Genomic DNA, 25,563 nt, shown 5'->3' on the forward strand with positions numbered 1-25,563 from the left:
CGGACCGCATAAGGAGCGAAGTGGCTAAGGTCCGGGTATACGAGCTCGCCAAGGAGCTGGGAGTAGAGAGCAAGGTCGTCATGGCCAAGCTCCAGGAACTTGGTGAGTTCGTCCGTTCGGCGTCCTCGACGATCGAGGCGCCGGTCGTCCGAAAACTGCAGGACGCATTCAACGCGGGAGGCGGCTCAGGCCGTCGTCCCGCCCGTCCGGGGGCGCCCGCCCCCAAGCCCGGGGCGCCCAAGCCGGGCGCCATGGGTCCCCGTCCGGGTGCGCCGCGCCCGGGTGGCCAGCAGGCCCCGAAGCCGGGCGCGCCGCGCCCGACGCCGGGTCCCGCCCCGGCCGCGCCGAAGCCGCCGGCCAAGCCGGCGCCCGCGGCCCCCGAGTTCTCCGCGCCGCCCGCGCCCGCCGCGAGCGAGCCGGCGGCACCCCGTTCCGGCGCGCCGCGTGCCGGCGGCCAGCAGGCCCCGCGGCCGGGTGCCCGTCCGGGTCCGAAGCCGGCGGGTCCCGCGGCCGGTGGCGGTCAGCGGCCGGCCCCCGGCGCCAAGCCGGGCGGCCCGAAGCCGGGCGGCAGGCCCGCGGGCCCGCGGCCGGGCAACAACCCCTTCACGACCAGCGGCTCCACCGGCATGGCCCGGCCCGCCCCGCGGCCGGGTCCCGGTGGCCCGCGCCCCGGCGGCCAGGGCCAGGGTGCCCCGCGTCCCGGCGGTCAGGACCGCCCGGGTCCCGGTGGCCCGCGTCCGCAGGCGCCGGGCGGCGGTCGCGCCACGCCGGGCAACATGCCGCGTCCCCAGGCCGCGGGCGGCCCCGGCGGTCCGCGTCCCGGCCCGCCCGGTAACCGTCCGAACCCCGGCATGATGCCGCAGCGGCCCTCGGCCGGCGGGCGTCCCGGCGGCCCCGGCGGCCGTCCGGCGGGCGGTCCCCGCCCGGGTGGCGGCGGCTTCGCCGGCCGCGGTGGCGGCGGTGGCCGTCCCGGCGGCTTCGGCGGTGGCGGTGGCGGCGGCGGTTTCGCCGGCCGCGGTGGCGGCACCGGTACGGGTGCCCGTCCGGGTGGCGGCGGCTTCGGCGGCGGCGGTGGCCGTCCCGGCTTCGGCGGCCGTCCCGGCGGCCCGGGTGGCCGCGGCGGCACGCAGGGCGCGTTCGGCCGTCCCGGCGGTCCCGCGCGCCGTGGCCGCAAGTCGAAGCGGCAGCGGCGCCAGGAGTTCGAGGCCATGCAGGCCCCGTCCATCGGCGGCGTCATGCTGCCGCGCGGCAAGGGCGAGACGATCCGTCTCTCCCGCGGCGCGTCCCTGACCGACTTCGCGGAGAAGATCAACGCCAACCCGGCGTCCCTCGTCCAGGTCATGTTCAACCTCGGCGAGATGGTCACCGCGACCCAGTCGGTCTCCGACGAGACGCTGCACCTGCTCGGCGACGAGATGAACTACACCGTCCAGATCGTGAGCCCGGAGGAGGAGGACCGCGAGCTGCTCGAGTCCTTCGACATCGAGTTCGGCGAGGACGAGGGCGGCGAGGAGGCCCTGGTCTCCCGGCCCCCGGTGGTCACCGTCATGGGCCACGTCGACCACGGCAAGACCCGCCTGCTCGACGCGATCCGCAAGACGAACGTCATCGAGGGCGAGGCCGGCGGCATCACCCAGCACATCGGTGCCTACCAGGTCTCCATCGGCGTCAACGGCGAGGACCGGCGGATCACGTTCATCGACACCCCGGGTCACGAGGCGTTCACCGCCATGCGTGCCCGTGGTGCGAAGTCCACCGACATCGCGATCCTCGTGGTGGCGGCCAACGACGGCGTCATGCCGCAGACGGTCGAGGCGCTGAACCACGCCAAGGCCGCCGACGTGCCGATCGTCGTCGCCGTCAACAAGATCGATGTCGAGGGCGCCGACCCGACGAAGGTGCGCGGCCAGCTCACCGAGTTCGGTCTCGTGGCCGAGGAGTACGGCGGTGACACGATGTTCGTGGACATCTCCGCACGCCAGGGCACCAACATCGAGAACCTCCTCGAAGCGGTCGTCCTCACCGCCGACGCGGCGCTCGACCTGCGGGCCAACCCGGAGCAGGATGCCCAGGGCATCGCGATCGAGGCCCACCTCGACCGCGGGCGCGGCGCCGTCGCCACCGTCCTCGTCCAGCGCGGCACGCTCCGCGTCGGCGACACGATGGTGGTGGGTGACGCCCACGGCCGTGTCCGGGCCATGCTGGACGACACGGGCCGCAACCTCACCGAGGCCGGCCCGTCGACCCCGGTCCTGGTCCAGGGTCTGACGAACGTCCCCGGCGCCGGCGACAACTTCCTCGTCGTCAGCGAGGACCGCACCGCCCGGCAGATCGCCGAGAAGCGTGCCGCCCGCGAGCGGAACGCGGCATTCGCCAAGCGCACCCGCAGGGTCTCCCTGGAGGACCTGGACAAGGTGCTCAAGGCGGGCGAGATCCAGCAGCTCAACCTCATCCTCAAGGGCGACGCGTCCGGTTCCGTCGAGGCCCTGGAGTCGTCGCTGCTCCAGCTCGACGTGGGCGAGGGCGTGGACCTGCGGGTCCTCCACCGCGGCGTCGGTGCGGTCACCGAGACCGACATCGACCTGGCGGCGGGCTCGGACGCCATCGTCATCGGCTTCAACGTGCGCGCCGAGGGGCGTGCCACGCAGGCGGCCGAGCGCGAGGGCGTCGACGTCCGGTACTACTCGGTCATCTACCAGGCGATCGAGGAGATCGAGGCGGCCCTGAAGGGCCTGCTGAAGCCGGAGTACGAGGAGGTCGAGCTGGGCACGGCGGAGATCCGCGAGGTCTTCCGGTCCTCCAAGCTGGGCAACATCGCGGGTGTCCTCATCCGCTCCGGCGAGGTCCGGCGGAACACGAAGGCCCGCCTGCTGCGCGACGGCAAGGTCGTGGCGGAGAACCTCACCATCGAGGGGCTGCGCCGCTTCAAGGACGACGTCACCGAGATCCGCGAAGGGTTCGAGGGCGGTATCAACCTCGGCAACTTCAACGACATCAAGGTCGACGACGTCATCGCCACCTACGAGATGCGGGAGAAGCCCCGCGCCTGACCCACGGGGCCGGGCCACCCTCCGGCGGAGCGGAAACTCCGTCGAGGGAGGCCCGGCCCTCCCCGTACGATCACCGTATGTATACCGGGACCTTGTCCTTCGACCTGCTGCTCGGCGACGTGCGGTCGCTCAAGCAGAAACGGTCCGTGGTACGGCCGATCGTCGCGGAGCTGCGCCGGTCGTACGCGGTGAGTGTCGCCGAGGTCGGCGACCAGGATCTGTACCGGCGGGCCAGGATCGGGCTCGCCATGGTGTCCGGGGACGCCGCGCACCTCACGGAGGTGCTCGACGCCTGCGAACGGTGGATGGCGGGCCGCCCCGAGGTGGAGCTGCTGTCGGCCCGGCGGCGGTTCCACGGCGACGAGGACGAATAGCGAGGAGAAACACCCATGGCCGACAACGCGCGGGCGAAGCGGCTGGCCGACCTCATCCGCGAGGTCGTGGCACGGAAGCTCCAGCGGGACATCAAGGACCCGCGGCTCGGCAGCCGGGTGACCATCACCGACGCCCGGCTCACCGGAGACCTCCGGGAGGCCACCGTGTTCTACACGGTGTGGGGCGACGACGCCGACCGCGCCGAGGTGGCGGCCGGGCTGCGCAGTGCGCGGGGCGTGCTGCGCTCGGCGGTGGGCGCGGCGGCCGGCGTCAAGCACACGCCGAGCCTGGAGTTCGTGCCCGACGCGCTGCCGGAGACGGCGCGCACGCTGGACGACCTGTTCGACCGCACCCGGGAGCGGGACGAGGAGCTGCGGCGGGCCGCCGCCGGCGCGGACTACGCGGCCGGCGCCGACCCGTACGTCACCCGTGACGGCGACGCGGAGGACGCGGACGGCGCGGGCGACGGCGGGGACGGCGAAGGCGCCACCGGCGAGCGGGAGGACTGAGCCGGACATGGGCCGCACCACGAGCACCGTGGACGGGCTTGTCGTCGTCGACAAGCCCGCCGGCTTCACCTCCCACGACGTCGTGGCCGTGCTGCGCGGCGTCGCGCGGACGCGGCGCGTCGGCCACGCCGGCACGCTCGACCCGATGGCGACCGGCGTGCTCCTCGTCGGCCTCGGCCGCGCCACGCGGCTCCTCGGCCATCTCGCGCTCACCGAGAAGGAGTACCGGGGCACGATCCGGCTCGGGCAGGACACCGTCACCGACGACGCCGAGGGCGAGGTGACGGCCTCGGCGGGCGCCGCGGGGATCGACCGTTCCGCGCTGGACGCGGGCGTCGCCGCGCTGACCGGCCCGATCCTCCAGGTGCCGGCACGGGTGAGCGCCGTCAAGATCGACGGGAAGCGCTCGTACCGGCGCGTGCGGGACGGAGAGGACGTCGAGATCCCGGCCCGGCCGGTCACGGTCTCCGTGTTCACCGTCGACGCGGTCACGGAACGCACGGCCGGGGACGGCACGCCCGTCACCGATGTGGACGTGCGCGTCGTCTGCTCGTCCGGCACGTACATCCGCGCCCTCGCCCGCGACCTCGGCGCCGCCCTCGGCACCGGTGGCCATCTGACGGCGCTGCGGCGCACGCGCGTCGGCCCGTACGGCCTGGACGGCGCCCGGACGCTCGACGAACTGCGGGCCGGGCTGACCGTCCTGCCGCTCGGCGAGGCCGCGGCGGCCGCGTTCCCCCGCTGGGACGTGGACGAGGAGCAGGCCCGTCTGCTCGGCAACGGTGTGCGCCTCGGCGCGCCCGAGCTGCCGTCCGGGCCGGTCGCCGTCTTCGGGCCGCAGGAGCGGTTCGTGGCGCTGATCGAGGCGGAGGGCGGGACATCGCGCAGCCTGGCCGTCTTCGTCTGAGGGGCGGCCGGTACCTTGGACCGGCAGACAGCACAGCAGTGGCATAGGCCCAGGCGGCGAGGAGCGAGAACGGTGCAGCGCTGGCGTGACTTGGCGGACATCCCCGGTGACTGGGGACGCAGCGTCGTCACCATCGGGTCGTACGACGGAGTCCACCGAGGGCATCAGCTGATCATCGGACAGGCGGTGGCGCGGGCGCGGGAGCTGGGGGTGCCGGCGGTGGTCGTCACCTTCGACCCGCACCCCAAGGAGGTCACCCGCCCCGGGACGCACCCGCCGCTCCTCGCACCGCACCCGCGGCGCGCGGAGCTGATGGCGGAACTGGGCGTGGACGCGGTGCTCGTGCTGCCGTTCACCGAGGAGTTCTCGCGGCTGGCGCCCGCCGACTTCGTCGTGAAGGTGCTCGTGGAGCGGCTGCACGCGCGGGCGGTCGTCGAGGGGCCGACGTTCCGCTTCGGCCACCGTGCCGCCGGCAGCGTGGAGACGCTGCGGGAACTGGGCGGGACCTACGGCTTCGACGTGCACGTCATCGACCTGTACGAGCGGGGCGCGGCGGGGGAGGGGGAGCCGTTCTCCTCGTCGCTGGCGCGGCGCCTCATCGCCGGGGGCGATGTCGCGGGCGCCGCCGAGGTCCTGGGACGGCCGCACCGGGTCGAGGGGATCGTCGTGCACGGGGCGCGCCGCGGCCGTGAACTCGGCATCCCCACCGCGAACCTGGACACCGTGCCCTACTCCGCGATTCCCGCCGACGGTGTCTACGCGGGTTATCTGACCGCCGCGGGGGAACGGATGCCCGCCGCCGTCTCCGTCGGGACCAACCCCCACTTCCACGGCACGCGGCGCACCGTCGAGGCGCACGCCCTGGACCGCACGGACCTCGACCTGTACGGCATGCGGGTCGCGGTCGACTTCACCGAGTTCCTGCGGGGGCAGGAGACCTTCGAGTCCCTGGACGCCCTGCTGGAGCGCATCGCCGACGACCTGCGGCGCGCGCGTGAGCTGACGAGCGGCGGCTGACCGGACGGGGTCCGGCCGGCCGCCGCTCCGCCGTGTCAGCCCTGCGGGGGCTGCGGCTGGCCCCAGGCGCCCGGGGGCGGGGGCGGGAAGCCGTAGCCGCCGGGCACGTCCGGCTGCGGGGGGCCGCCCGCGTACTGGCCGGGGTGGCCGCCGACGGGGGCGCCCGGCTGCTGCGGATACCCGTAGGGCTGGCCGTGCTGCGGCTGCGCCGGCGGCTGCTGCTGGCCCGGCTGCGGGAAGCCATACCCCTGCGGGCCGCCCTGCTGCCCCGGCAGCGGCGGCGCCACCTGCGGCGGCATGCCACCGTCCGGCGTCCACAGGCCCTGCTCCTGCTGCATGCGGGTGAAGTCCTCCGCGATGAGCGCCGCCAGGTCGAAGTACGCCTGCCGTGTCTTCGGACGCATCAGGTCCAGTTCGAGTTCGGCGCCGGCCGCGAGATGCTCGTCGAACGGCGCCACGATCACACCGCGGCAGCGCGTCCTGAAGTGGGCCACGATGTCCTCGACCTTGACCATCCGGCCGGTCTCGCGCACGCCGGAGATGACGGTGATGCTGCGCCGCACCAGCTCGCCGTACCCGTGGGCGGAGAGCCAGTCCAGCGTCGTGCTCGCGCTGCTCGCGCCGTCCACCGAGGGGGTCGACACGATGATGAGCTGGTGCGCGAGGTCGAGGACGCCGCGCATCGCGCTGTACAGGAGGCCCGTGCCCGAGTCCGTGAGGATGATCGGGTACTGCTTGCCCAGGACCTCGATGACGCGGCGGTAGTCCTCGTCGTTGAACGCCGTCGAGATGGCCGGGTCGACGTCGTTCGCCAGGATCTCCAGACCCGAGGGGGCCTGCGAGGTGAACCTGCGGATGTCCATGTAGCTGTGCAGGTAGGGGATCGCGCCGACCAGGTCGCGGATGGTGGCGCCCGTCTCGCGCCGCACGCGGCGGCCGAGGGTGCCGGCGTCCGGGTTGGCGTCGATGGCGATGACCTTGTCCTGGCGTTCGCTCGCGAGCGTCGAGCCGAGGGCGGTGGTCGTCGTGGTCTTGCCGACGCCGCCCTTCAGGCTGATGACCGCGATGCGGTAGCAGGACAGGACGGGCGTGCGGATGAGGCTCAGCTTGCGCTGGCGCTCCTCCTCGGCCGCCTTCCCGCCGATCCGGAACCGCGAGCCCGGCTTGCTGGCCGGCTGCGAGCGCTGCTTGGCACGCCGCCTCTCCTGGAGCAGCCGGTCCGACGACAGCTCGACGGACGCTGTGTAGCCGAGGGCGCCGGGCTGCATGTGGACCGGGGCGTGCGGGGGTTCGGGCCAGCCGCCGCCGGCGCGGGGGTCCTGCGGCGCGGCGGGCACCGCGCCGGGCGGCCCGGGGAGCTGGGGGCGGTCCGGCTGCGCGTGCGGCGGCTGCTGGGCTGCGGGCACGCCCGCCGGGCCGGGCTGCTGCGCCCCGTACGGCAGGACGGGGGCGCCGTCGGCCGGGGTGCCGGGCGACGGCCACTGGCCGGGGGCCGGGTGGCCCTGTGCCGGGGCCGGCCACTGCGGCACGGCGGGCGGGGCGTCCTGCGGTGCCGCGTCGGCGGGCGCGCCGTGGACCGGGCGCGCGTACTGCGGCGGGCCGGGCAGCGGCTGGGCGGGCGGCTGGGGCCACTGCGGGGCGGGCGGCTGGGCCTGGCCCTGCCCCTGTGAGGGATCGGGCCACTGCGGCGCCGCGGGAACCCCGGGTGCGCCGCCCGGTGCGCCGGGGAACGGCCCCGGCGCGGGCTGCTGCTGCGCCTGCTGCTGCGGTACGGGGGGCACCTGCCGGTCGGGCAGGGCCGGGAGCCCCGGCGGCGGTGCCGTCGGGGTGCCGCCGAGCCGCGGGTCGGCGGCGGGCGGCGGGGCCGGCTGGGCGGGCTGGGCCTGTGGCTGCGGGAGCGGCTGCGGTGCGGGCTCGTCGTCGACCTCCAGCGCGGCCTCCGTACCGGACTTGGCGAACTCGACCTGGACGCTCGGCTCGCCGGTGTCCGGCAGGTGCTTCGCCGGGGTGAAGACGACGGTGTGCTCCGCGGCGACGGGCTCGGCACCCGGCGCGGGGGCGGACCCGGCGGCCGGTTCGGGCTGCTGGAGCTGGAAGTCCGGGGGCAGCGGCGGCAGTCCCGGCGGCCCTGCCGGGGCCGGCGGGGTGACGGGGGCCTGCGCGCCCTCGGCCGCCGCCGCTGCCGGCGGGGGCGGGGGCGGCCCGCCCGAGCTGTCGGCCGCGGGGGCGGGGGGTGCGGGCCAGGCGATGCCGCCGCCGTACGTGGCGTCCTTGGGCTGGTCGCCGGCTGCGTCCGGCGGGGGTGTCTGGTCCGAGGCGTCGGCTGCCGGGGCGGGGGGTGCGGGCCAGGCGATGCCGCCGCCGTACGTGGCGTCCTTGGGCTGGTCGCCGGCTGCGTCCGGCGGGGGTGTCTGGTCCGAGGCGTCGGCCGCCGGGGCGGGGGGTGCGGGCCAGGCGACGCCCCCGCCGGACGTCGCGTCCTTCGCCTGCGGCGCCTCACCGGCGCCGGCCGCCGCCTTCGCCTGCGCCTCGGCCAGGGCCTTGCGCACGGAGGCGGGCGAGAACTTCATCGTCCGGGCGTCCTGCGGCTCCTCGTCCTCCTCGGCGTCCGCGCGTCCGGCCGGCGGCTCCGGCGCGGACGCCGCGGGCGGCGGAGACGACGGGAAGGCGGGCGGCCCGGCGGGCGGCGCCGCGGACACCGGCGGCTGCGCGCCGGCGCCCGCCGCCCCCGCGTCCCCGGCCGGCGGAGTGCTCGCGCCCCCCGAATACCAGGCGGGCGGGGTGTAATCGATGGTGAACTGCCCGGTGGTCTCCGACTCCTCGTCGAGGAGTTCGTCATCGGGCCGTTCGTCGGCGGAGATCTCCTCCCCCGGCCGATCCCTGTCCCGATCGCTGCTCACGACGCGCCTCCCGCTCCTGACGTTGCTCCCTGATCCGCACCTCAAGGGCCGCTGTGCGGTTGACGGACCGGAGCCCCCGAGCGGTTCCCGCGACACGGGCTCAGGCCCTTGCGCACAGCTTCGCTGGCGTGTTGCCCCTCACCCTAGTGGGCGTACGGCGAAGAGCCGAAGTCCTCCCCTCGCGGGCTACCCAGGCGCGTGCGGAAAAACACGCCGAAGAGAGGCAGTCAACGGGCAAACACGGGCCATCCGGGCATGCGCGGCAAGGGCGTCATGGCGCGGTGTCCAGCCGCCGCGGCTCGCCCAGCAGTCCCGATTCCCCGTCCGTGGGTACCAGCCGTACGAGCCGCCGCGAGGTGCGGGTGCACCACAGCGTCACGTTCTCCGCGAACGTCGACAGAGCCTCCGCCTGTACGCCCGGCAGCGCCATCGACCGCGCCACCTGCCGGCTCTCCTCGGGCGACACCCGCTGCACCCCCACGAGCTGGGCACGTTCCATCAGCCGCGGGGTCCCCGGACCCACGTAGGGGAGCAGCGTCAGCACGGCCTGCCAGGGCACCGACGCCACCCGGCCCCGGGGCGGTCTGACGCCGCAGTCCCGCACGACGAGGACCGGGAAGCCCAGCGTCGCGCCCATCGGCGGCACCTTGCCCACCTCGTGCAGCGTCATGAACTCGAAGCCGCCGAGACCGCCGTTGGCCGCCTCGGCCAGCCGCGTCCACACGTGCGGACGGCCCGTCTCCACCGCCACCCGCACGCCCGTGGCGACGGCACGGAGGGCCAGCACCTGAGCCGTCCACACACCGCCGACCAGCACGATGTCGTACGGCACGGGGTGGTGCACCGGAAGCACGGCGGCCCGCGCCTTGCTGTCCACCCCCACGACGATCCCGTCGTCCCCGGCGGGCAGCGCCAGCCCGTCCAGGGCGTCCGCCGGCAGCACATGCCCGGTCCCCGGCATCAGCACGCCCCTCCCAGCGGGAGTGTGGCCCACAGCCCCGGCGCCTGCCGCCGGTCCATCCGCGCCACCCCGAGCCCGGCCGCCGCGGCCGTCCCGGTGAGCGCACGGCCCGCCGCGCGCGCCTGCCCCTCCCCGAGCCCCGCGACCCGTATGTGCCCCGACATCTCGACGGACGACCGCCCGACCGCCCCCAGCGTCAGGGAGAACGTCGTGGCGAACGCCGGCACCGCGGTGACGGCCGCCACGAGCCCGGCGAGCGGCACGTGCCCCGGCCCCAGCACGGGCCACCGGGTCACCCGGAACGTGGTGTGCCACCGGTTGTCGCACCGCCAGGTCGTGACCTGCTCGCCCGTGCGGCGGGGGCGGGTGCCCTCCCGCTGGCCGATCACCGTCGTCACCGCTGGATCGGAACCGGCGCACGCCGCCAGCGCCGACAGCAGCTCCGACTCCGACAGCACCGTCGCGGCGAACCCGGCGCCCGACAGGCGGCTCGCCAACTGGTCGGCGGCGCGCGCGAGACACCGCTGCGCCCCCATCGCCCCGCCACCGCGCTCCGCGACCGCCCCGGGGCACAGCTCGGGATCCAGCCGCAGCGCGACCCACGTCAGCCGCAACGCCGGTGCGCCGCCCAGCCCCTGAGCACCCAGCATCCCGTAACTCGTCGCCGCGACCGACCGTTCGGGCAGCATCGGCGAGGGCGCCGGCTGGGTGTGCTGGACGGCCTGCACCGCCGCCAGCCGTATGCCGTCCGTGTCGAGGGCGTCCCGCAGCAGCCCGAGCGGCAACCCGCCCCCGCCCCACCCCGGTTGCAGGGGCCGCTGCGCCGCCTCCACCCGCAGCACCACCGTCAGCGACCCACCGTCGCCGACCATCCCCATCTCGCGCTGCTCCCGCCCGTCACACCCCCCACGCGCGACGAACGGATGGCTCCGCAGCCCCGGCCTGCACTCGGCCGCCAGCGCGAACAGCGGATCGCCCCCCTCGGGCACCAGGCCCGCCGCCCGCCGCCTGCGCCGCCGGAACGCCAGCACTTCGCCCAGCCACCCCGACGGAGTGATCCCCTGCCACCAGGCCACCACGGCGAGCACCGCGAGGGCGACCGGCAGGATCACGAGCCCCAGGAGCACCCAGCGCACCGGCCCGTCGGCCGCCCGGCCGCCCACCGCGAGCCCGGCCGCCGCCTGGAGGCACACCAGCGGCCACAGGAATCCCAGCCGCCCGGCCCCCGTTCGCGGAACGGGCCGCACGCCCGCCCCCGCCGGCCCACCCACCGGACCCCCGCTCCCCGCCGCCCGCCCGGCCGGGGGCGCCGTCACCACAGCCGCCATCCTCCGACCCCCCTCCTGACCGTGACCGGATCATCACAGGGCATAGTAGAGCCCCGGTCCGACAACAGCCGGGCCAGGGGCTGGGGGAGGAGTCGCCATGGCGTCCCGCAAGGACGAACTCAACGCCTACACCTACGCCAAGCGCCGCACCGTCGCCGCGTTCCTGCGTCCCGCCCCCACCGGCACGGAAGAAGGCGCGCCGCGCCCTCTGCGGGCCGTCGTCCCCGGCGCGGTCGTCGGAGCCCTGGTCCTGGCGGCGTTCGGGGCATGGGGCCTGTTCCGGCCCGCCGTTCCCGAGGGCTGGGACGAGCCCGGGGCGCACGTGATCATCGGCAGCGACTCCACCACCCGCTACGTCGTCCTCGACACCGACGGCCAGACACAGCTCCACCCCGTCCTCAACCTCTCCTCCGCGCGTCTCCTCCTCGACAACACCGGTGACATCTCCGTCGTCAACGTCTCCGAGGAGGAACTGGACAGCGGCGCCATACCGCGCGGCCCCACCCTCGGCATCCCGTACGCCCCCGACCGCCTGCCCGACGCGGCCGACGCGGGCGAGGCCAAACGCTGGGCCGCCTGCCAGCAGCCGGGCGGCGACGGCGGCACGGTCCAGCAGGCCGTGTTCGTCCTCGCCGACCGCGACACCGGCCGTGTGGAGGGCGACGAACGCCTCACCGGCGGCGAACTCCTCTACGTCGAGGACCCCGACCACGTGCCGTACATCGTCGACGCCCACGGCACCCGCTACCGCGTCGGCGAGGAGGGCGACGACCACGACCTGCTGGTCCGTCTCCTGACGCACGGAACCGCACCCCAACCCGTCGGCCGCGAGTGGCTCGACACCCTCGCCGAGGGCGACCCCATCGTCTTCCCCGAACTGCCCGACACCGTCGGGACCGACGCCGGCATCGGCACACTCGACGAGCGCACCGGGCGCGTCGGCATGGTCCTCGACACCGTCTCCGGCGGCGACGACGAACAGCACTACGTCGTCCTGCCGGGCCGTGTGGTCCCCGTCTCACCGTTCATGGCCTACCTCCTCGCCTCCCACCCGGACAGCGCGATGCTCGGGATGAACAGCGAGTCCACCCGGGTCGGCGCCCAGGACATCGACCCCGCGCCCCCCGAGGAGAGCCTCGACCGCCTCCACACCTGGCCGACGCACATGCCCGAGCAGGTCAACGACGGCGCGCGCGACACCCTGTGCTCCGTCCTCCTGTCCGTGGACGGCGACGACGGCACCACCGAGGTCGCCACCTGGGCCGGCGAGGACTACCCCGCCACCATCGCGTCCGGCGCCGCCACCGCCTACGTCACCCCCGGGTCGGGTCTCCTCTACCGCCAGATCCAGGGCGAACAGACCGAGTCGGGCAGCGTCTTCCTCGTCACCGACACCGGCCTGCGCTACTCCGTCGAAGCCACCGCCGACGGGGAGGGAGAGACCCAGGACGCCAGGACCCGCCTCGGCTACGGCGACATCACGCCCGTCCCCGTACCGGCCGTCTGGTCCCTGCTCCTGCCGACCGGGCCGCGCCTCGACACCAAGAGTGCCGTGCGGCCGCAGGGCTCCTGACATGACCGGACAACCGCGCCGTCCGCAGCGCACCGCCGCCGCCATCGCGCTCGCCCTCCTCGCCGCCGTGGTGCCCACAGGCGTCCAGGAGGCACGGGCGGACGGCGGAACCTGCACGTTCCCCGCCGAACCGATAGCGGAGCGCCCCTGGTCGCTCCAGCGCGTCCAACTGGACCGGCTGTGGGCCGTCTCGCGAGGTGCGGGCGTCCGGGTCGCCGTCATCGACACCGGCGTCGACGCGACGAACCCCCAGCTCGCCGGAGCGGTCGCCGCCGATCTGGGCGCGGACGTCCTGCCGCCGGAGGCCGGGGCCGAAGGCGGCCCGACCGTCGACCCCGTGGGGCACGGGACGAAGGTCGCGGGCATCATCGCCGCCCGGGAGGCCGACGACAGCGGCTTCACGGGCCTGGCGCCGGACGCCACGATCATCCCCATCCGCCAGAACGACGGCGAGGGCGGCGGCACGGTCGCCGGCCTCATCGAGGGCATCGCGCATGCCGTGGCCGCCGGCGCCGATGTCATCAACATCTCGCAGGACGTGGACCAGGTCCTCACCGACGACTCCGCGCTCGCCGCCGCCGTGCAGGCGGCCATCGACGCCGGCGCGGTCGTCGTCGCCTCCGTGGGCAACGAGGGCGCGGACGGGCGCGAACGCCGCACTTACCCGGCCGCCTCCCCGGGCGTCCTCGCCGTCGCCGCGTCCGACCGCAACAACGAGCGCGCCCCGTTCTCCCAGGCCGGCGACTTCGTGGACATCGCCGCGCCGGGCGTCGACATGGTGTCGACCGTCCCGGGCGGCGGGCAGTGCGTCGACAACGGCACCAGCTTCGCCGCGCCCTATGTCGCCGGAGTGGCCGCCCTGCTGTGCGCGGCGCGCCCGGACTGGACACCGCAGCAGGTCATCGCGCAGCTCCAGCAGACGGCGGAACGCCCCGGCCCCGGACCTGATGACGCCATCGGTTGGGGCGTCGTCGATCCGGTGCGCGCCCTCACGGAACTCCCCGCCGAGCCGGCCGCGACCACGCCGACCCCGGACGCCGGGCCGCCCGCACCGCCCGCACCGGACGTGCCCGACCTGCAGCTGACGGAGACCCACGCGGAGCGCGCCGGACGCCGGGCCACGTACGCCGTGCTGGCGACGGCCGTCCTCACGGCCGTGCTGGCGGGCGTCCTCGTCGTACGCCGGGACCGGCGCCGCCGATGACGCCGCCGCATCCCCTACTCGATGTCGAACTCGCCGTCGCGCGCCCCGAGGACGAATGCCTCCCACTCGGCGTCCGTGAACCGCAGCACGGTGTCGGGGTCCTTCGAGTTGCGCATGCCGACACCACCCCCGGGCAGGTAGGCGATCTCGACCTTCTCGTCCTGCGGCCCGTCCGGGGCGCTGAGCCACTCGACCCCGGAAATGTCGCGGGAGTACAGCTCGTTCTTCTCGCGCTCCTTGCGAGCGGCGATCTCCTCCGGTGTCTCGGTGGTACCCATGGCGCCTGCCTTCCCTCCCGGCCAACCCGATGCGTCCGGCCCCGCGCGACACGGCGCGGCGACCCGGAAGTGATCGTAACGCAGCGCACTGTCACCGCACGGAGGAACGGAGGACGACCGGCGACCCGGCGTTCATGCGTAGCGCCGTCTGGTCACGATGAGGGATGTGCGTGAGCGTGCGGCCACTTATGGTGGTGCGCGGCGACGTCCGTCGACCGGACTTGACCGGACCGGAGTCGACTGCTTCCGGGGATGAACCGAGCGGGGGGCGAGCATGAGCGGTATTGAGGGTCTCACCCATGCGCAGCTGCGGGAGATCGTGCACGGGGAGGCGCCGTGGGGGCTGGGGGAGTGCGGCCATCGTCTGTCGGACATGGCGCCGCTGCTGAGCGAGGTCGCCGAGGACATCCACCGCCGGATGGGGGAACTGGCGTGGGAGGGGGACTCGGCGGACCAGTTCCGTGCCTGGGCGGATCATTTCCGCGAACAGTCCACGGTGCTGGGCGAGTACGCGATGGCGATGGGCAAGGCGCTGCGGGGGATGGAAGTGGCGCTGGCGTCCGCGCGGGGTTCGATGCCGGAGGAGCCGCCGCTGGTTCTCGAGACGGTGCGGTCGGGGGCCTTCGGCATCGAACAGACCCCTCACGACGAGGCGGTGGCGGTCGTCCGACGCCTGTCATCGTTCTACGAACTGGCCACACAACGCCTGACAACGACGGAAGAACCACAGTTCGCCCTCCCGTCGGTGATCCAGGACAAGATGCCTGAGCCGCCCGATGACTCTGTTCCTCTTCCAACAGGGCCGTGGCTGGAGCGGGACGACGAAGGCGAGTCGCATCTCCCTCCGCGGCCCGGCGCCATCGTGCCTACTGAGGTCCCGCCTCTGTCCGGAAATCACGTGATCGAGCAGGGAACTGCGTCGAGTCCCGTACGGGAGACCGTTCCTACCAAGTGGTCACCTCCGGCTGGAGACAGCGATCGTGTCGGCACGTCGTTGGACTCGGTGGCCGGTCCGCCTGTGGAAGACCTTCATGTGGACCCGGCGAGCCCAGGTGGCGAGGAGCGTTCACCGGCGACCGGGCCTACGGGACGAGGGTCGGTCGGTCCCGTCGACCGTGTGCCCATCGTGCCGGTTGGCGAAAGCCGGCGGCCAGTTGCGGATACGCCTTCGGCGCGTCCTGGTGGTGGGTCTGGGCGGTCGGTGGTGGGTGGTGTGCCGGGTGTGTCTGGCCCGGGTGTTGGGCGGCAGGTGGTTCCTCCTGGTGGTTTGGGTGGTGTTCCGCCGCGTGGTGTTGTGGGTGGTGTTCCGCGTCAGCCCGATGGTGGGGCCAGGCGGGCTGTGCCTGGTGGTGTGGTTGGTCGGGGTGTGGGGTCTGCGGTGCGTGATCCGGTGACGGGTGCGGTGCGGGGGCCGGGTGGTGGTCTGGTGCGGCGTTCTGCGAAGAAGGATCCTCCGGGGGCCTCGTTCGTGTCTGGTGGGCCGGTTGCCCGGGGTGGTGATGAGTCTGTTGATCCGCCTGGTGTGACGGGGCGGCCTCGGGAGACGCGGCGTAAGCGCCGGCGGGTGGTCGAGGGGGAGTCGTCGGAGTCGGAGAGGGACACGTCCAGGTGAAGTCTGGTGTGGGTTTGCTGGCGGCCACGCTGTTCGCCTTCGGCGCACTGGTGCCGTCTGCGGCTGCGGAAAGTCCCACTGATCCGTGGTACGCAGATCTGTACCGTCTCGATGAGGTGTGGGAGCAGACGCAGGGTGAAGGCGTCACGGTGGCGGTCATCGACAGCGGTGTCGATGACTCCGTCCCGGAGTTGGATGGGCAGGTCCTTCAGGGGACAGATCTCATCTCATCGGATGGTGCACATACGGACCTCACAGGCCATGGGACGGGGATTGCCTCGCTGATAGCCGGCACGGGCGCTGGCGGGGGTGTCCAGGGAATGGCGCCGGGTGTCGACATCCTCCCGGTCCGTGTCATGAAGAATGACGGTGACTGGGTCTTCGACAACGAAGGAAGAATGGCCGAAGCGATCCAGTACGCGGTTTCTGAGGGTGCCCGGATCATCAATGTATCCGCTGGGTTCGAGGAGATCAGGACCAGCCCGGACTTGACCGATGCCATCGCCGCTGCCGCACGGGCCGGTGTACTGATCTTCGCCTCCAGCGGAAATGAAGCAGAGCTGGGGAACGGATCAATATCCCCGTCCGATCGCGACGGCGTTGTGGGTGTGGCGGCAGTGGATCGTCATGGCGAGCACGCGGATTACTCGACGTACGGACCGCAGGTCGCTCTGGCTGCTCCGGGCAACGACATCCCGTGGCGGTGCCCGGATACCGATACCGAGCTGTGTCCGGTTGCCGAGGGCGGGACGAGTAGTGCTGCGGCGTTGGCGTCGGGTGCTGCTGCGTTGGTGTGGTCTGCGCATCCTGAGTGGACGAAGAATCAGGTGTTGCGGGTGTTGATGGAGACGGCTGATGGTCCTGAGGGTGCGATGCGGGATCAGGAGGTCGGGTTCGGTGTGGTGCGTCCTGATCGGGTGATTCTGGATGGTGAGGGTGATCCGGGGGATCCGGACACGAGTCCGTTGTTCTCCAGCTTCGAGCGACACCTCGACCCGCCGGCCACGCCCGAGCCGACGGCCCCCGAGCCCGCCCAGGACGAGGATGATGTGGAGCCGGGCGACGGCACGGCGTCCGATGAGGGCGTTGTCCGTGACGGGATGGTTCTGGGGCGGTCCGATGACGGGGGCGATGGCGGTGGGCTGTTCTTCGGGGTGGCCGCCGTCGTCCTGGCGGCTGGTGCCGTCACGGTGGTAGCCGTGCGGCGCCACGGCAGAGCGCGTCGGTCGCACTGAGGAGGGGGACAGGAGCATGAGCGGTTTCGAATACCTCACGCACGCTGAGATGATCGCGGTCGTCAACGGCGGGTCGCCGGGCACCATGACGGAGCACGGCCGGCGTCTCATGGAGATCGCTCCCCAACTGAGCAGCGTTGCCGAGGACATCCATGACCGCATGGCGCAGTTGGAGTGGGAAGGGGACTCGGCCACGGAGTTCCGGAAGTGGGCCAACCACTTCCGCAGAGAGTCCACGGCCCTGAAGAACTATGCGCTGACGATGGCGGCGGCCCTGCAGCACACAGGTGAGGCGTTGAGCGAGGCACGCAGCTCGATGCCCGAGGAACCGCCCGCCTTCCTGGAAGACATCGAAGCGGGCCAGTTCGGCATCGAACAGACACCCCGCGACGAAGCTCTCGCCGTCCTCCGACGCCTCTCATCCTCCTACGAGGTCGCCACCGAACGACTCACCTCCGCCGAGGAACCGCGCTTCAAGGCTCCGCGGTTGGACGCTGTGGATAACGATCCGCCCGACTCTGCTGAGAGGTTGGACGGGCTCGGAGATGTGCATGACCAGGGCGATCGGCAGACGCTCGACACGTACCCTGCCGAGGGGGTAGCTCCGGGCGGCAGTGGGAGAGCCATCTCGCCGCTTGGAGATCAGGTCATCGGCGAAACCGGGCGGCCCGATTCGAGATTCCCCGTCCCGGACACACCTGTCCCAGCCGAAGAGGAAACCAGTACATCCCTGGACTCAGTCGCGACACCTTCAGAGACTGTGCCTCCTGACACGGCACGTGAGGCATTCGGCGGGGGCCGACAAGCCGCCCATCCGTCTCCGGCAGGCACTGAATCCCGTCCCCACGACCTGACGCCGACGCCGCCAAGCATCGTGAAAACGATTCCCTCCCCCACTGCCTCCACTCGGCGGGGGACGCTCCCAGCACGGTCGGATGCTTCCATTGCTTCACTTGGTGGTGGGTCTGGGCGGTCGGTGGTGGGTGGTGTGCCGGGTGTGTCTGGCCCGGGTGTTGGGCGGCAGGTGGTTCCTCCTGGTGGTTTGGGTGGTGTTCCGCCGCGTGGTGTTGTGGGTGCTGTTCCGCGTCAGCCCGATGGTGGGGCCAGGCGGGCTGTGCCTGGTGGTGTGGTTGGTCGGGGTGTGGGGTCTGCGGTGCGTGATCCGGTGACGGGTGCGGTGCGGGGGCCGGGTGGTGGTCTGGTGCGGCGTTCTGCGAAGAAGGATCCTCCGGGGGCCTCGTTCGTGTCTCGTGGGCCGGTTGCCCGGGGTGGTGATGAGTCTGTTGATCCGCCTGGTGTGACGGGGCGGCCTCGGGAGACGCGGCGTAAGCGCCGGCGGGTGGCCGAGGGGGAGTCGTCGGAGTCGGAGAGGGACACGTCCAAGTGAAGTCACGTCTTGGCGCGCGCGTGGTGCTGTTGGCCGCCGGTGCGATGTTGTTGCAGGGGACCGTGCTTCCGGAGGCACGTGCGGAAAGCCCCACTGATCCGTGGTACGCGGACCTCTATCGGCTCGATGAAGTATGGGAACAGGCGCAGGGCGAGGGTGTCACGGTGGCGGTCATCGACAGCGGTGTCGATGACTCCGTCCCGGAGTTGGAAGGCCAAGTCCTCGAAGGCATCGACCTCATCACATCGGATGGCGCGCATGTCGATGTGATGGGCCATGGCACGGACATGGCCTCGCTGATCGCAGGCACAGGCGCCGGGGGTGGGGTTCGAGGACTGGCGCCCGGAGCGGAGATCCTGCCGATCCGCATGATGACGGCTCATGGGGAATGGCATTTCGACGATGAGGCCAGGATGGCTGAAGCGATCGAGTATGCCGTCTCGAAGGGCGCACGCATTATCAATATCTCCATGGGGTGGAGTGAGATTGGTGCAGACGCGGGGCAGGTGACGAATGCTATCGCCGAGGCAGCTCGTAACGACGTCTTGATCTTTGCGGGCACTGGTAATGATGCACTGGAAGGGAATGAATCCAGCTTTCCGGCGGACCGTGATGGTGTGGTGGGTGTGGCGGCGGTGGACCGTGACGGTGTGCGTGCGGACTATTCCACTTTTGGTCCGCAGGTCGCCCTTGCGGCTCCCGGCAACGATGTTCCGTCACGTTGTCCCGATATCCATTCCCCTCTGTGTCTGGATTCGGAGGGCGGGACGAGTAGTGCTACGGCGTTGGCGTCGGGTGCTGCTGCGTTGGTGTGGTCTGCGCATCCTGAGTGGACGAAGAATCAGGTGTTGCGGGTGTTGATGGAGACGGCTGATGGTCCTGAGGGTGCGATGCGGGATCAGGAGATCGGGTTCGGTGTGGTGCGTCCTGATCGGGTGATTCTGGATGGTGAGGGTGATCCGGGGGATCCGGACACGAGTCCGTTGTTCTCCACTTTCGAGCGCCGTCTCGACCCGCCCGTCACCCCTGAACCGACGGCCCCCGAGCCCGCCCAGGAGGAGAACGGGGACGAGGCTGCCGCCGGTGAGGACGAACTGCTCGCGGAGCAGGCCGACGACGGGGACGAGGGTGGTGGGGGAGCGCTGTTCTTCGGGCTGGCCGCGGCCGTGCTCGCCGCCGGAATCGTCGCCGCAGTGGTCATGAGGCGCCGTGGACGGGCCTCCGGCGCGTTCGGCGGCGGACGGTACCGGTGAGCCCTCAGAAGCCCCGGAGCCACCAGTCGGTGCCCAGCAGGACCACGAACCCGGCCACCAGCACGGCCATCCCCAGGCGCGTCCGGCCGCGGCGGCTCATCTCGATCACGGCCCCGGAGAGCACGAACGCCGCCCCGTACAGGCCTATGGACTGCAGGGACGACCCGTCGCCGAGCTGGATGACGAGCACGACGGCCATGGCGACCATCGCCACCGCCGCGATACCCATCCGCAACCGTCGTGCCTGGCGGGGGGTGAGTCCCTGCTGTGTCGAAGTCACGGCAGCAGCATAAGCGTTCGGTGTCCGGCGCGTATGCGTAGTGCAGTTGGTCACGTTGAAGGATGTGGGCGGACACCACGCTGCCTATCGTTGTCCCCGGTCGTGAAGGGGGTGACCCTCCTGCCCGGGTGGGAACACCACGGCGTAGCATGAGTGGCCCACGGTGACGGGAGGGGCACGAGCTGTGGAGGAGGGGTGGGATGACAAGAGAGTCGGGAATGCCTTTCGAGGTCGGTACCGATTCCCTGAACGACTTCAGTGGCTGGGTGACCGAACAGCTCACGGCGCTGCGGGACGCGCGCGTCACCAGTGACGAGGTGGAGGGCCTCAGCACGGGCACGAGCGGGCACGGTTCGCTCCAGTCGCAGCGCGACTTCATCCAGCGGTACGAGGCCATGCGCGTCCGGCTCGGGGATCACATCCGCATGCAGCAGGAGGCGATCGAGATCCTGAGCATCGCCACCCGGCTCTCCGGGGACGCCTTCGCGACGCTCGACGCCGACGAATCCGCGCGCATCCGGGACATCATGGCCGGCTGGGAGGAGTACTACGCCACCCATCCGCCTCTCACGGCCCCGGCCGACAACGGCGGTGGCGGCGGCGGTGGCGGGCGCGACATGAAGGCGTAGGCGAAGCCACCGGGGGAGGGGGCAGTACGGAGGGGGGACAGCGCCGGCAGGCGCTCCACGGACGGTCGCGGTCGCCCGCCGGCCCGGCCGGAAGCACGTTCCTCCCACAGCAGCACCGCCTCCGCGAGGCGCCCCACGGGCGGCGCGGGCGGCGGCACATCACACCATCCAGGAGGAGGAACGACATGGCGGACGACGGAGTGGCCCCCGGCCAGGGGCTGGTCGTCAGCGCGGGCGAGATCGACACGCTGATGAGCATGATGGAAGAGGTCATGGAGCAGCTCGACGCCAGCCGGCACGGCGTCACGACGAGCAGCGGCGAGACCCGGGCGATGTGGCAGGGCGACTCGGCCGTGCAGTTCGGTGAGAACGCCGCACAGGCGGACGAGGTGTTCAACCGCCTGATCAACTCCCTGGTGAACCTGCACGGACTCGTGAAGATGAGCAAGGACGGCTTCACCGCCCAGGAGGACGAGGAAGCCTCCCAGCTCCGCACGGTGACCGCGGCCTACCAGGAACTCAACACCGGCATCACCGGCTGACTCGTCACTGCCGGCCACGACGCCCGTGGCCGTGACTGGAGGGAACGCGCATGACCGACTACATCCGGATGAACTTCCAGGCCCTCGCGGCCGGCTCCGAGGGCCTCTCGGCGGAGGAGACCCGCCTCCTGGAGCGGCTGGCGGACCTCGACGCCGCGCTGCGGGCCGTCGCCGCGGGCTGGGACGGTGCCGCGAAGAACGCCTTCGACATCAACATCCAGGCATTCCGCGAGAACACCATGGCCCTCGCCGGACTGCTCGGGCGGACCGGCAACCAGGTCGCCCTCGCGGGCGAGCGGTTCCAGAACCTCGACTCCCGCATGGCGAACATGCTGCACGACCTGACCTGACCTGACCCGACCCGGCCGTCCGGTACGGACAGGGCAGCGTCCCCGGGGTGGTGCGGGCTCGACGGGCCCGCACCACCCCGCGTCAGTCCTCCGGCAGCCAGCCGAGCTGCACGAGACCGCTCTGCTTCCGTGAGACGAACTGCGCGCGCCCCTGCGGCAGCGCGCGGAACCGCTTCCCGTGCAGGACGTCACCCTCCTTCGGGTCGCCGGACAGCAGCAGCCCCTGCGCGCCGAGATCCCGCATCCGCTGGAGGAACGGGTCGAACAACGCCCGCGACGCGCCCGCCGAACTCCGCGCCACCACGAAACAGATGCCGGTGTCCCTGGCGTATGGAAGATGCTCGGCCAGCAGCCCGAACGGGCTCTTGCCGCCGCCCGGCGTCAGATCGTGGTCGTCCACGATGACGAACATCCTCGGCCCGCTCCACCAGTCCCGCGCCCGCAGCTCCTGCAGGGTGATGCTGTCCTTCGGCGCGCGCTTCTCGAACAGCGCGCGCACCGACACCATGTCCGTCGTCAGCTTCGCCTCCGAGGTGGCGTAGCCCGCGACATACGCCTCGGGCGCCGCCGCCATGAGCGAACGCCGGAAGTCCGTGATCGCGAACCGCGCCTCCGTCGGCCCGTACCGCTCCGCCAGCTTCCGCATGATCAGCCGCAGCGCCGCCGTCCTGCCCGACTCGCTCTCGCCGAGGACGAACAGGAACGGGTCCCGGTCGAAGTCGATGAACACCGGCTCCAGATCCGCCTCGCCGATGCCGATCGCGATGCCCTCGTCCGGCCGCTCGGAACCCTTCGGCAGTTCCGCCGCGGGCAGCCGGCGCGGCAGCATCCGCACCAGCGGCGCCCCGTCGCCCAGCCAGGAGTCCCGGACGGTCCGCACCAGGGCGGCCGTGCCGTCCGCGAGGTCGGCCGGGCGCGACACCCCGTCCAGCCGTGGCAGGGCCGAGATCCAGTGGAGCTTGTCCGGCGTCTGGCCGCGCCCCGGGACGTCCGCCGGGACGGCGGCCGCCACCTTCCGGTCGAACTCCGAGTCGAGCCGGTCGCCGAGCCGCAGCTCCAGCCGGTTCGTGAGCTGGTCCTTCAGGGCGGACCGAAGCTCCATGTAGCGGGCCGCCGTGAGGACGAGATGGACGCCGTACCCAAGGCCGCGGGCCGCGATGTCGGCCACGAGCGGCTCCAGCGTCATGTCGTACTCCTGCTTGAACGCCGCCCAGCCGTCGATCACGAGGAAGACATCACCCCACGCCTCGTCGGGGAGGGCGCCCGTGTTCCGCATGCGGCGGAACGTCGCCATCCCGTCGATGCCCCGGGTACGGAACAGCTCCTCGCGCCGCGCCAGCACCCCGGCGACCTCCGCGACCGTGCGCCGCACCCGGTCCGGGTCCAGCCGGGACGCGATCCCGCCGACGTGCGGCAGCCCCGCCACCGCCGACAGCCCGCCGCCACCGAAGTCGAGACCGTAGAACTGCGTCTCCACCGGCGTGTGCGTCAGCGCGAACGACGCGATCAGCGTCCGCAGCAGCGTCGACTTGCCGGACTGCGGTCCGCCGACGATCAGCATGTGGCCGCCCGCGCCGGAGAAGTCACGGAACAGGATGTCGCGCCGCTGCTCGAACGGCTTGTCCACGAGCCCCAGGGGCACCGACAGCGTGCCCGAGCGCCCGGGCGCCTGCAGCCCCCGGCCGTCCAGCGCCCGCAGCCCGGGCAGCAGCTCGTCCATCGTCGGCGCCGAGTCCAGCGGCGGGAGCCACACCTGGTGCGCCGACGGGCCGCGCCCCTCCAGACGCCTGACCACCACGTCCAGGACCGTGTCCGCCAGCGCGTCGTCCGCCGGAACGCCGGCCGCACCCTGCGGTCCGCCGGCGTCCGGCCGCGCCGGGGCGGCGACGGCCACCGGAGCGGCCGTGAACAGCGCGGGCCGCCGCGTCACGGGCCGCGGCCCGCCCGGGGACGGCACGGCGGCCGGCTCCCGGTACGGCCCGGAAACGTACGCCGCCTTGAACCGGCGCATCTCCTCGGTGCCGAACTTCAGCAGCCCCGAACCCGGTATCTGCGGCAGGTGGTACGCGTCGGGCGTCCCGATCGCCGTGCGCGACTCCGCCGCCGAGAACGTCCGCAGACCGATCCGGTACGACAGGTAGGTGTCGAGCCCGCGCAGCCGCCCCTCCTCCAGCCGCTGCGACGCCAGCAGCAGATGCACCCCGAGCGACCGGCCGATCCGCCCGATCTGGATGAACATGTCGATGAAATCGGGCTTGGCCGTCAGCAGTTCGCTGAACTCGTCGATCACGAGCACCAGGGACGGCAGCGGCTCCAGCGGGGCGCCGGCCGCCCTCGCCTTCTCGTAGTCGTGGAGATTGGCGTAGTTCCCCGCGGCGCGCAGCAACTCCTGGCGCCGCTGCAACTCCCCCCTGATCGAGTCGCCCATGCGGTCCACGAGCGTCAGGTCGTCCGCCAGGTTCGTGATGACGGCGGACACGTGGGGCAGCGTCGCCATGCCCGTGAACGTCGCGCCGCCCTTGAAGTCCGCCAGCACGAAGTTCAGCGTCTCGGAGGTGTGCGTCACCGCCAGCCCGAGGACGAGCGTGCGCAGCAGCTCGGACTTCCCGGAACCGGTGGCCCCGACACACAGGCCGTGCGGCCCCATCCCCTCCTGCGCGGCCTCCTTGAGGTCCAGCATCACCGGCCGGCCCTCCTCGTCCACCCCGATGGGCACCCGCAGCCGCTCGCCCGCGGACCGAGGCCGCCACGTCCGCGCGACGTCGACGGCCGCCGGGTCGCCGAGGCCGAGCAGCTCGCCGAAGTCCAGATCGGCCAGCAGCGGCTCCTCCTCGTCGGCCGCGGCACTCAGCCGCAACGGCGCGAGCTGCCGCGCCAACCCCTCGGCGGACGCGGCGGGCAGTACGTCCGGCTCGCCCTCGAACACCGACCCGTCGGGCGACTCCAGCCGCAGCAGCCCGGGGGTGCACCGCGCCGCGAGCCCGCCACGCGCCGCCGTGGCCTCCGCCCCCGGCAGCACCTCCAGGATGGTGACGCCCTGCGTCCCCTCCGGTGCGGCGAACACCGAGTGCGGAGGGATCCGCGCCCCCTCGAGCACCAGCAGCACGTGCGGCTGGTCCAGCAGCGGCCGCCCGCCGGCCGCGAACCGCCCCCGCCCCTCCAGCAACGGCGCCATGTCCGCCTCGACGTCCAGCACGCTGCGCCCGAACAGCCGCCGCGAACCGGCACCGTCCTGATCCCCGGTCTGCGTGTGCGGGAGCCACTTCGTCCACTCCCACTGGCGCGCGGCCCTGTCACCGGCCGCCACCACGGCGACCGTCACGTCCTCCGGGGAGTGCAGCGCCACCAGCGACGCCACGAGCGCACGCGCCGTGCCGTGGACGGTCTCCTCGTCACCCCCGAGCGCGATCCGGTGGAACGCCCGCAGCGACACCGCCATCGGCAGCCCCTGCACCGTCGCGTGGGTGGCGACGAACCGCCGGGCGGCCCCCGCCGTCAGCGGCTCCAGCTCGTCCGCCGGCGCCGACTCCGCGGCCACCAGCGGCGTGGCGAGCTGGTGCTCGCCGAGCCCGATCCGGACCTGGCCGAAGTCCACGTCGGCGGGCCGCCGCTCCCACACACGACTGCCCTCGGCCACCAGCGCCCACAACTGCTCCGGCGCCGGGTGGAGGAAGAACTGGGCGTCCCGCTGCTCGGCCGCCGTCTCCCGCACCGCCTGCCGGGTGCGCGCGAGATACCGCAGGTAGTCCCGGCGGAGCTGCGCCATCTGTCCCTGCGTCCCGCGCCGGAACCGCACCAGCGTCGCCACGAGCATGGCCGCCGTCGAGACCATCATCAGCATGCCCATGATCCGCATGAACGGCGCCGCGTTCGGCATGAAGAAGAAGACGACCGACGAGCCCATGCCCAGCATCGGCATGAGCTGCATCAGCACGCTCTCCTGCTGCCCCTTCGGCAGCTCGGGCGGCGGCAGCAGCGTGACGGTCCCCTCCGCCACCTTCTCCGGCAACGCCCGCGGCGGGCGCTTCACCACGATCTGACCCACGTGAACCCCCCGAGGCCCAACGGCCCGCCCGCCACCGGCCGGGCCGATCCACCTGCTGATCGACGCGTGCCCGATCCTAGAGGGACCCACTGACACCACAGCGGGTAGGGTGGCGGCCGCAGTCCGTG

The 25,563-nt window shown here is 72.8% G+C and carries 18 protein-coding genes; 12 read left to right on the forward strand and 6 right to left on the reverse strand.

All coding sequences use genetic code 11. From position 1 onward, the window contains the following. Positions 1-20 precede the first annotated feature (20 nt). From infB to EMA09_RS22325, 5 genes are all read left to right on the forward strand, one after another. Positions 21-3,050, forward strand: coding sequence for a translation initiation factor IF-2 (gene infB / locus EMA09_RS22305; RefSeq protein ID WP_129842762.1), 3,030 nt, complete (start codon positions 21-23; stop codon positions 3,048-3,050). Between the two features lie 77 nt (positions 3,051-3,127). Continuing rightward, a complete protein-coding gene (locus EMA09_RS22310; protein WP_129842763.1) occupies positions 3,128-3,424 on the forward strand; it encodes a DUF503 domain-containing protein in 297 nt (98 codons plus the stop codon). Between the two features lie 15 nt (positions 3,425-3,439). Then, on the forward strand, positions 3,440-3,934 hold the full coding sequence (rbfA, locus tag EMA09_RS22315) for a 30S ribosome-binding factor RbfA (protein ID WP_129842764.1): 495 nt from the start codon (positions 3,440-3,442) through the stop codon (positions 3,932-3,934). 7 nt (positions 3,935-3,941) lie between these two features. Beyond that, positions 3,942-4,841, forward strand: a complete 900-nt coding sequence (gene truB, locus EMA09_RS22320) for a tRNA pseudouridine(55) synthase TruB (RefSeq protein ID WP_129842765.1) — start codon at positions 3,942-3,944, stop codon at positions 4,839-4,841. Positions 4,842-4,913: 72 nt separating this feature from the next. Continuing rightward, a complete protein-coding gene (locus tag EMA09_RS22325; protein ID WP_129842766.1) occupies positions 4,914-5,858 on the forward strand; it encodes a bifunctional riboflavin kinase/FAD synthetase in 945 nt (314 codons plus the stop codon). A 35-nt stretch (positions 5,859-5,893) separates the two neighbouring features. Here EMA09_RS22325 and EMA09_RS22330 read toward each other — a convergent pair whose 3' ends face one another. The 3 genes from EMA09_RS22330 to eccE form a co-directional block, all read right to left on the reverse strand. Further along, on the reverse strand, positions 5,894-8,758 hold the full coding sequence (locus EMA09_RS22330; RefSeq protein WP_240796519.1) for an SCO5717 family growth-regulating ATPase: 2,865 nt from the start codon (positions 8,756-8,758) through the stop codon (positions 5,894-5,896). 271 nt (positions 8,759-9,029) lie between these two features. After that, positions 9,030-9,719: a hypothetical protein gene (locus EMA09_RS22335; protein WP_346655849.1), complete on the reverse strand. Its 690-nt coding sequence runs from the start codon at positions 9,717-9,719 to the stop codon at positions 9,030-9,032. Further along, positions 9,719-10,966: a type VII secretion protein EccE gene (gene eccE, locus EMA09_RS22340; RefSeq protein ID WP_240796521.1), complete on the reverse strand. Its 1,248-nt coding sequence runs from the start codon at positions 10,964-10,966 to the stop codon at positions 9,719-9,721. The genes EMA09_RS22335 and eccE overlap by 1 nt, the downstream gene beginning before the upstream one ends. A gap of 178 nt (positions 10,967-11,144) precedes the next feature. On the opposite strand from eccE, the gene eccB reads away from it, so the two are divergent. Continuing rightward, entirely contained in the window at positions 11,145-12,620 is a 1,476-nt protein-coding gene (gene eccB / locus EMA09_RS22345) for a type VII secretion protein EccB (RefSeq protein WP_129842768.1), read from the forward strand. Position 12,621: 1 nt separating this feature from the next. Next, the gene (mycP, locus tag EMA09_RS22350) at positions 12,622-13,824 is read left to right on the forward strand and encodes a type VII secretion-associated serine protease mycosin (protein WP_129842769.1); all 1,203 of its coding nucleotides are present in this window, start codon (positions 12,622-12,624) and stop codon (positions 13,822-13,824) included. Between the two features lie 14 nt (positions 13,825-13,838). Here the strand turns inward: mycP and EMA09_RS22355 are convergent, their stop codons facing one another. After that, positions 13,839-14,102 (reverse strand): DUF397 domain-containing protein, encoded by a 264-nt coding sequence (locus EMA09_RS22355; protein ID WP_129842770.1) that lies wholly within the window; start codon positions 14,100-14,102, stop codon positions 13,839-13,841. A gap of 1,620 nt (positions 14,103-15,722) precedes the next feature. On the opposite strand from EMA09_RS22355, the gene EMA09_RS22360 reads away from it, so the two are divergent. Further along, the gene (locus tag EMA09_RS22360) at positions 15,723-16,949 is read left to right on the forward strand and encodes a S8 family serine peptidase (RefSeq protein ID WP_168220783.1); all 1,227 of its coding nucleotides are present in this window, start codon (positions 15,723-15,725) and stop codon (positions 16,947-16,949) included. A gap of 1,383 nt (positions 16,950-18,332) precedes the next feature. Continuing rightward, entirely contained in the window at positions 18,333-19,589 is a 1,257-nt protein-coding gene (locus tag EMA09_RS22365) for a S8 family serine peptidase (protein WP_129842772.1), read from the forward strand. Between the two features lie 4 nt (positions 19,590-19,593). On the opposite strand, the gene EMA09_RS22370 is transcribed toward EMA09_RS22365, so the two are convergent. Then, positions 19,594-19,869 (reverse strand): hypothetical protein, encoded by a 276-nt coding sequence (locus EMA09_RS22370; protein WP_129842773.1) that lies wholly within the window; start codon positions 19,867-19,869, stop codon positions 19,594-19,596. A 218-nt stretch (positions 19,870-20,087) separates the two neighbouring features. Here EMA09_RS22370 and EMA09_RS22375 point away from each other — a divergent pair, with 218 nt between their 5' ends. The 3 genes from EMA09_RS22375 (at position 20,088) to EMA09_RS22385 (ending at position 21,390) form a co-directional block, all read left to right on the forward strand. Next, entirely contained in the window at positions 20,088-20,498 is a 411-nt protein-coding gene (locus tag EMA09_RS22375; RefSeq protein WP_129842774.1) for a hypothetical protein, read from the forward strand. Between the two features lie 185 nt (positions 20,499-20,683). Further along, on the forward strand, positions 20,684-21,040 hold the full coding sequence (locus EMA09_RS22380) for a hypothetical protein (protein ID WP_129842775.1): 357 nt from the start codon (positions 20,684-20,686) through the stop codon (positions 21,038-21,040). A 50-nt stretch (positions 21,041-21,090) separates the two neighbouring features. Beyond that, positions 21,091-21,390, forward strand: coding sequence for a WXG100 family type VII secretion target (locus EMA09_RS22385; RefSeq protein ID WP_129842776.1), 300 nt, complete (start codon positions 21,091-21,093; stop codon positions 21,388-21,390). An 82-nt stretch (positions 21,391-21,472) separates the two neighbouring features. On the opposite strand, the gene eccCa is transcribed toward EMA09_RS22385, so the two are convergent. Further along, positions 21,473-25,435 carry a type VII secretion protein EccCa gene (gene eccCa / locus EMA09_RS22390; protein ID WP_129842777.1) on the reverse strand — a complete coding sequence of 1,321 codons (3,963 nt, stop codon included), beginning with the start codon at positions 25,433-25,435 and terminating at the stop codon, positions 21,473-21,475. Positions 25,436-25,563: the final 128 nt, after the last annotated feature.

The organism is Streptomyces sp. RFCAC02 (genome assembly GCF_004193175.1).
In the GTDB taxonomy this organism is placed as follows: domain Bacteria; phylum Actinomycetota; class Actinomycetes; order Streptomycetales; family Streptomycetaceae; genus Streptomyces.

Bases quoted from the DNA above. Each gene is read 5' to 3' on its own strand.
- EMA09_RS22355 (WP_129842770.1), bottom strand. From the start codon at position 14,102: ATGGGTACCACCGAGACACCGGAGGAGATCGCCGCTCGCAAGGAGCGC.
- rbfA (WP_129842764.1), top strand. From the start codon at position 3,440: ATGGCCGACAACGCGCGGGCGAAGCGGCTGGCCGACCTCATCCGCGAG.
- EMA09_RS22335 (WP_346655849.1), bottom strand. From the start codon at position 9,719: ATGCCGGGGACCGGGCATGTGCTGCCGGCGGACGCCCTGGACGGGCTG.
- mycP (WP_129842769.1), top strand. From the start codon at position 12,622: ATGACCGGACAACCGCGCCGTCCGCAGCGCACCGCCGCCGCCATCGCG.
- truB (WP_129842765.1), top strand. From the start codon at position 3,942: ATGGGCCGCACCACGAGCACCGTGGACGGGCTTGTCGTCGTCGACAAG.
- EMA09_RS22375 (WP_129842774.1), top strand. From the start codon at position 20,088: ATGCCTTTCGAGGTCGGTACCGATTCCCTGAACGACTTCAGTGGCTGG.
- EMA09_RS22385 (WP_129842776.1), top strand. From the start codon at position 21,091: ATGACCGACTACATCCGGATGAACTTCCAGGCCCTCGCGGCCGGCTCC.
- eccB (WP_129842768.1), top strand. From the start codon at position 11,145: ATGGCGTCCCGCAAGGACGAACTCAACGCCTACACCTACGCCAAGCGC.
- EMA09_RS22380 (WP_129842775.1), top strand. From the start codon at position 20,684: ATGGCGGACGACGGAGTGGCCCCCGGCCAGGGGCTGGTCGTCAGCGCG.
- EMA09_RS22310 (WP_129842763.1), top strand. From the start codon at position 3,128: ATGTATACCGGGACCTTGTCCTTCGACCTGCTGCTCGGCGACGTGCGG.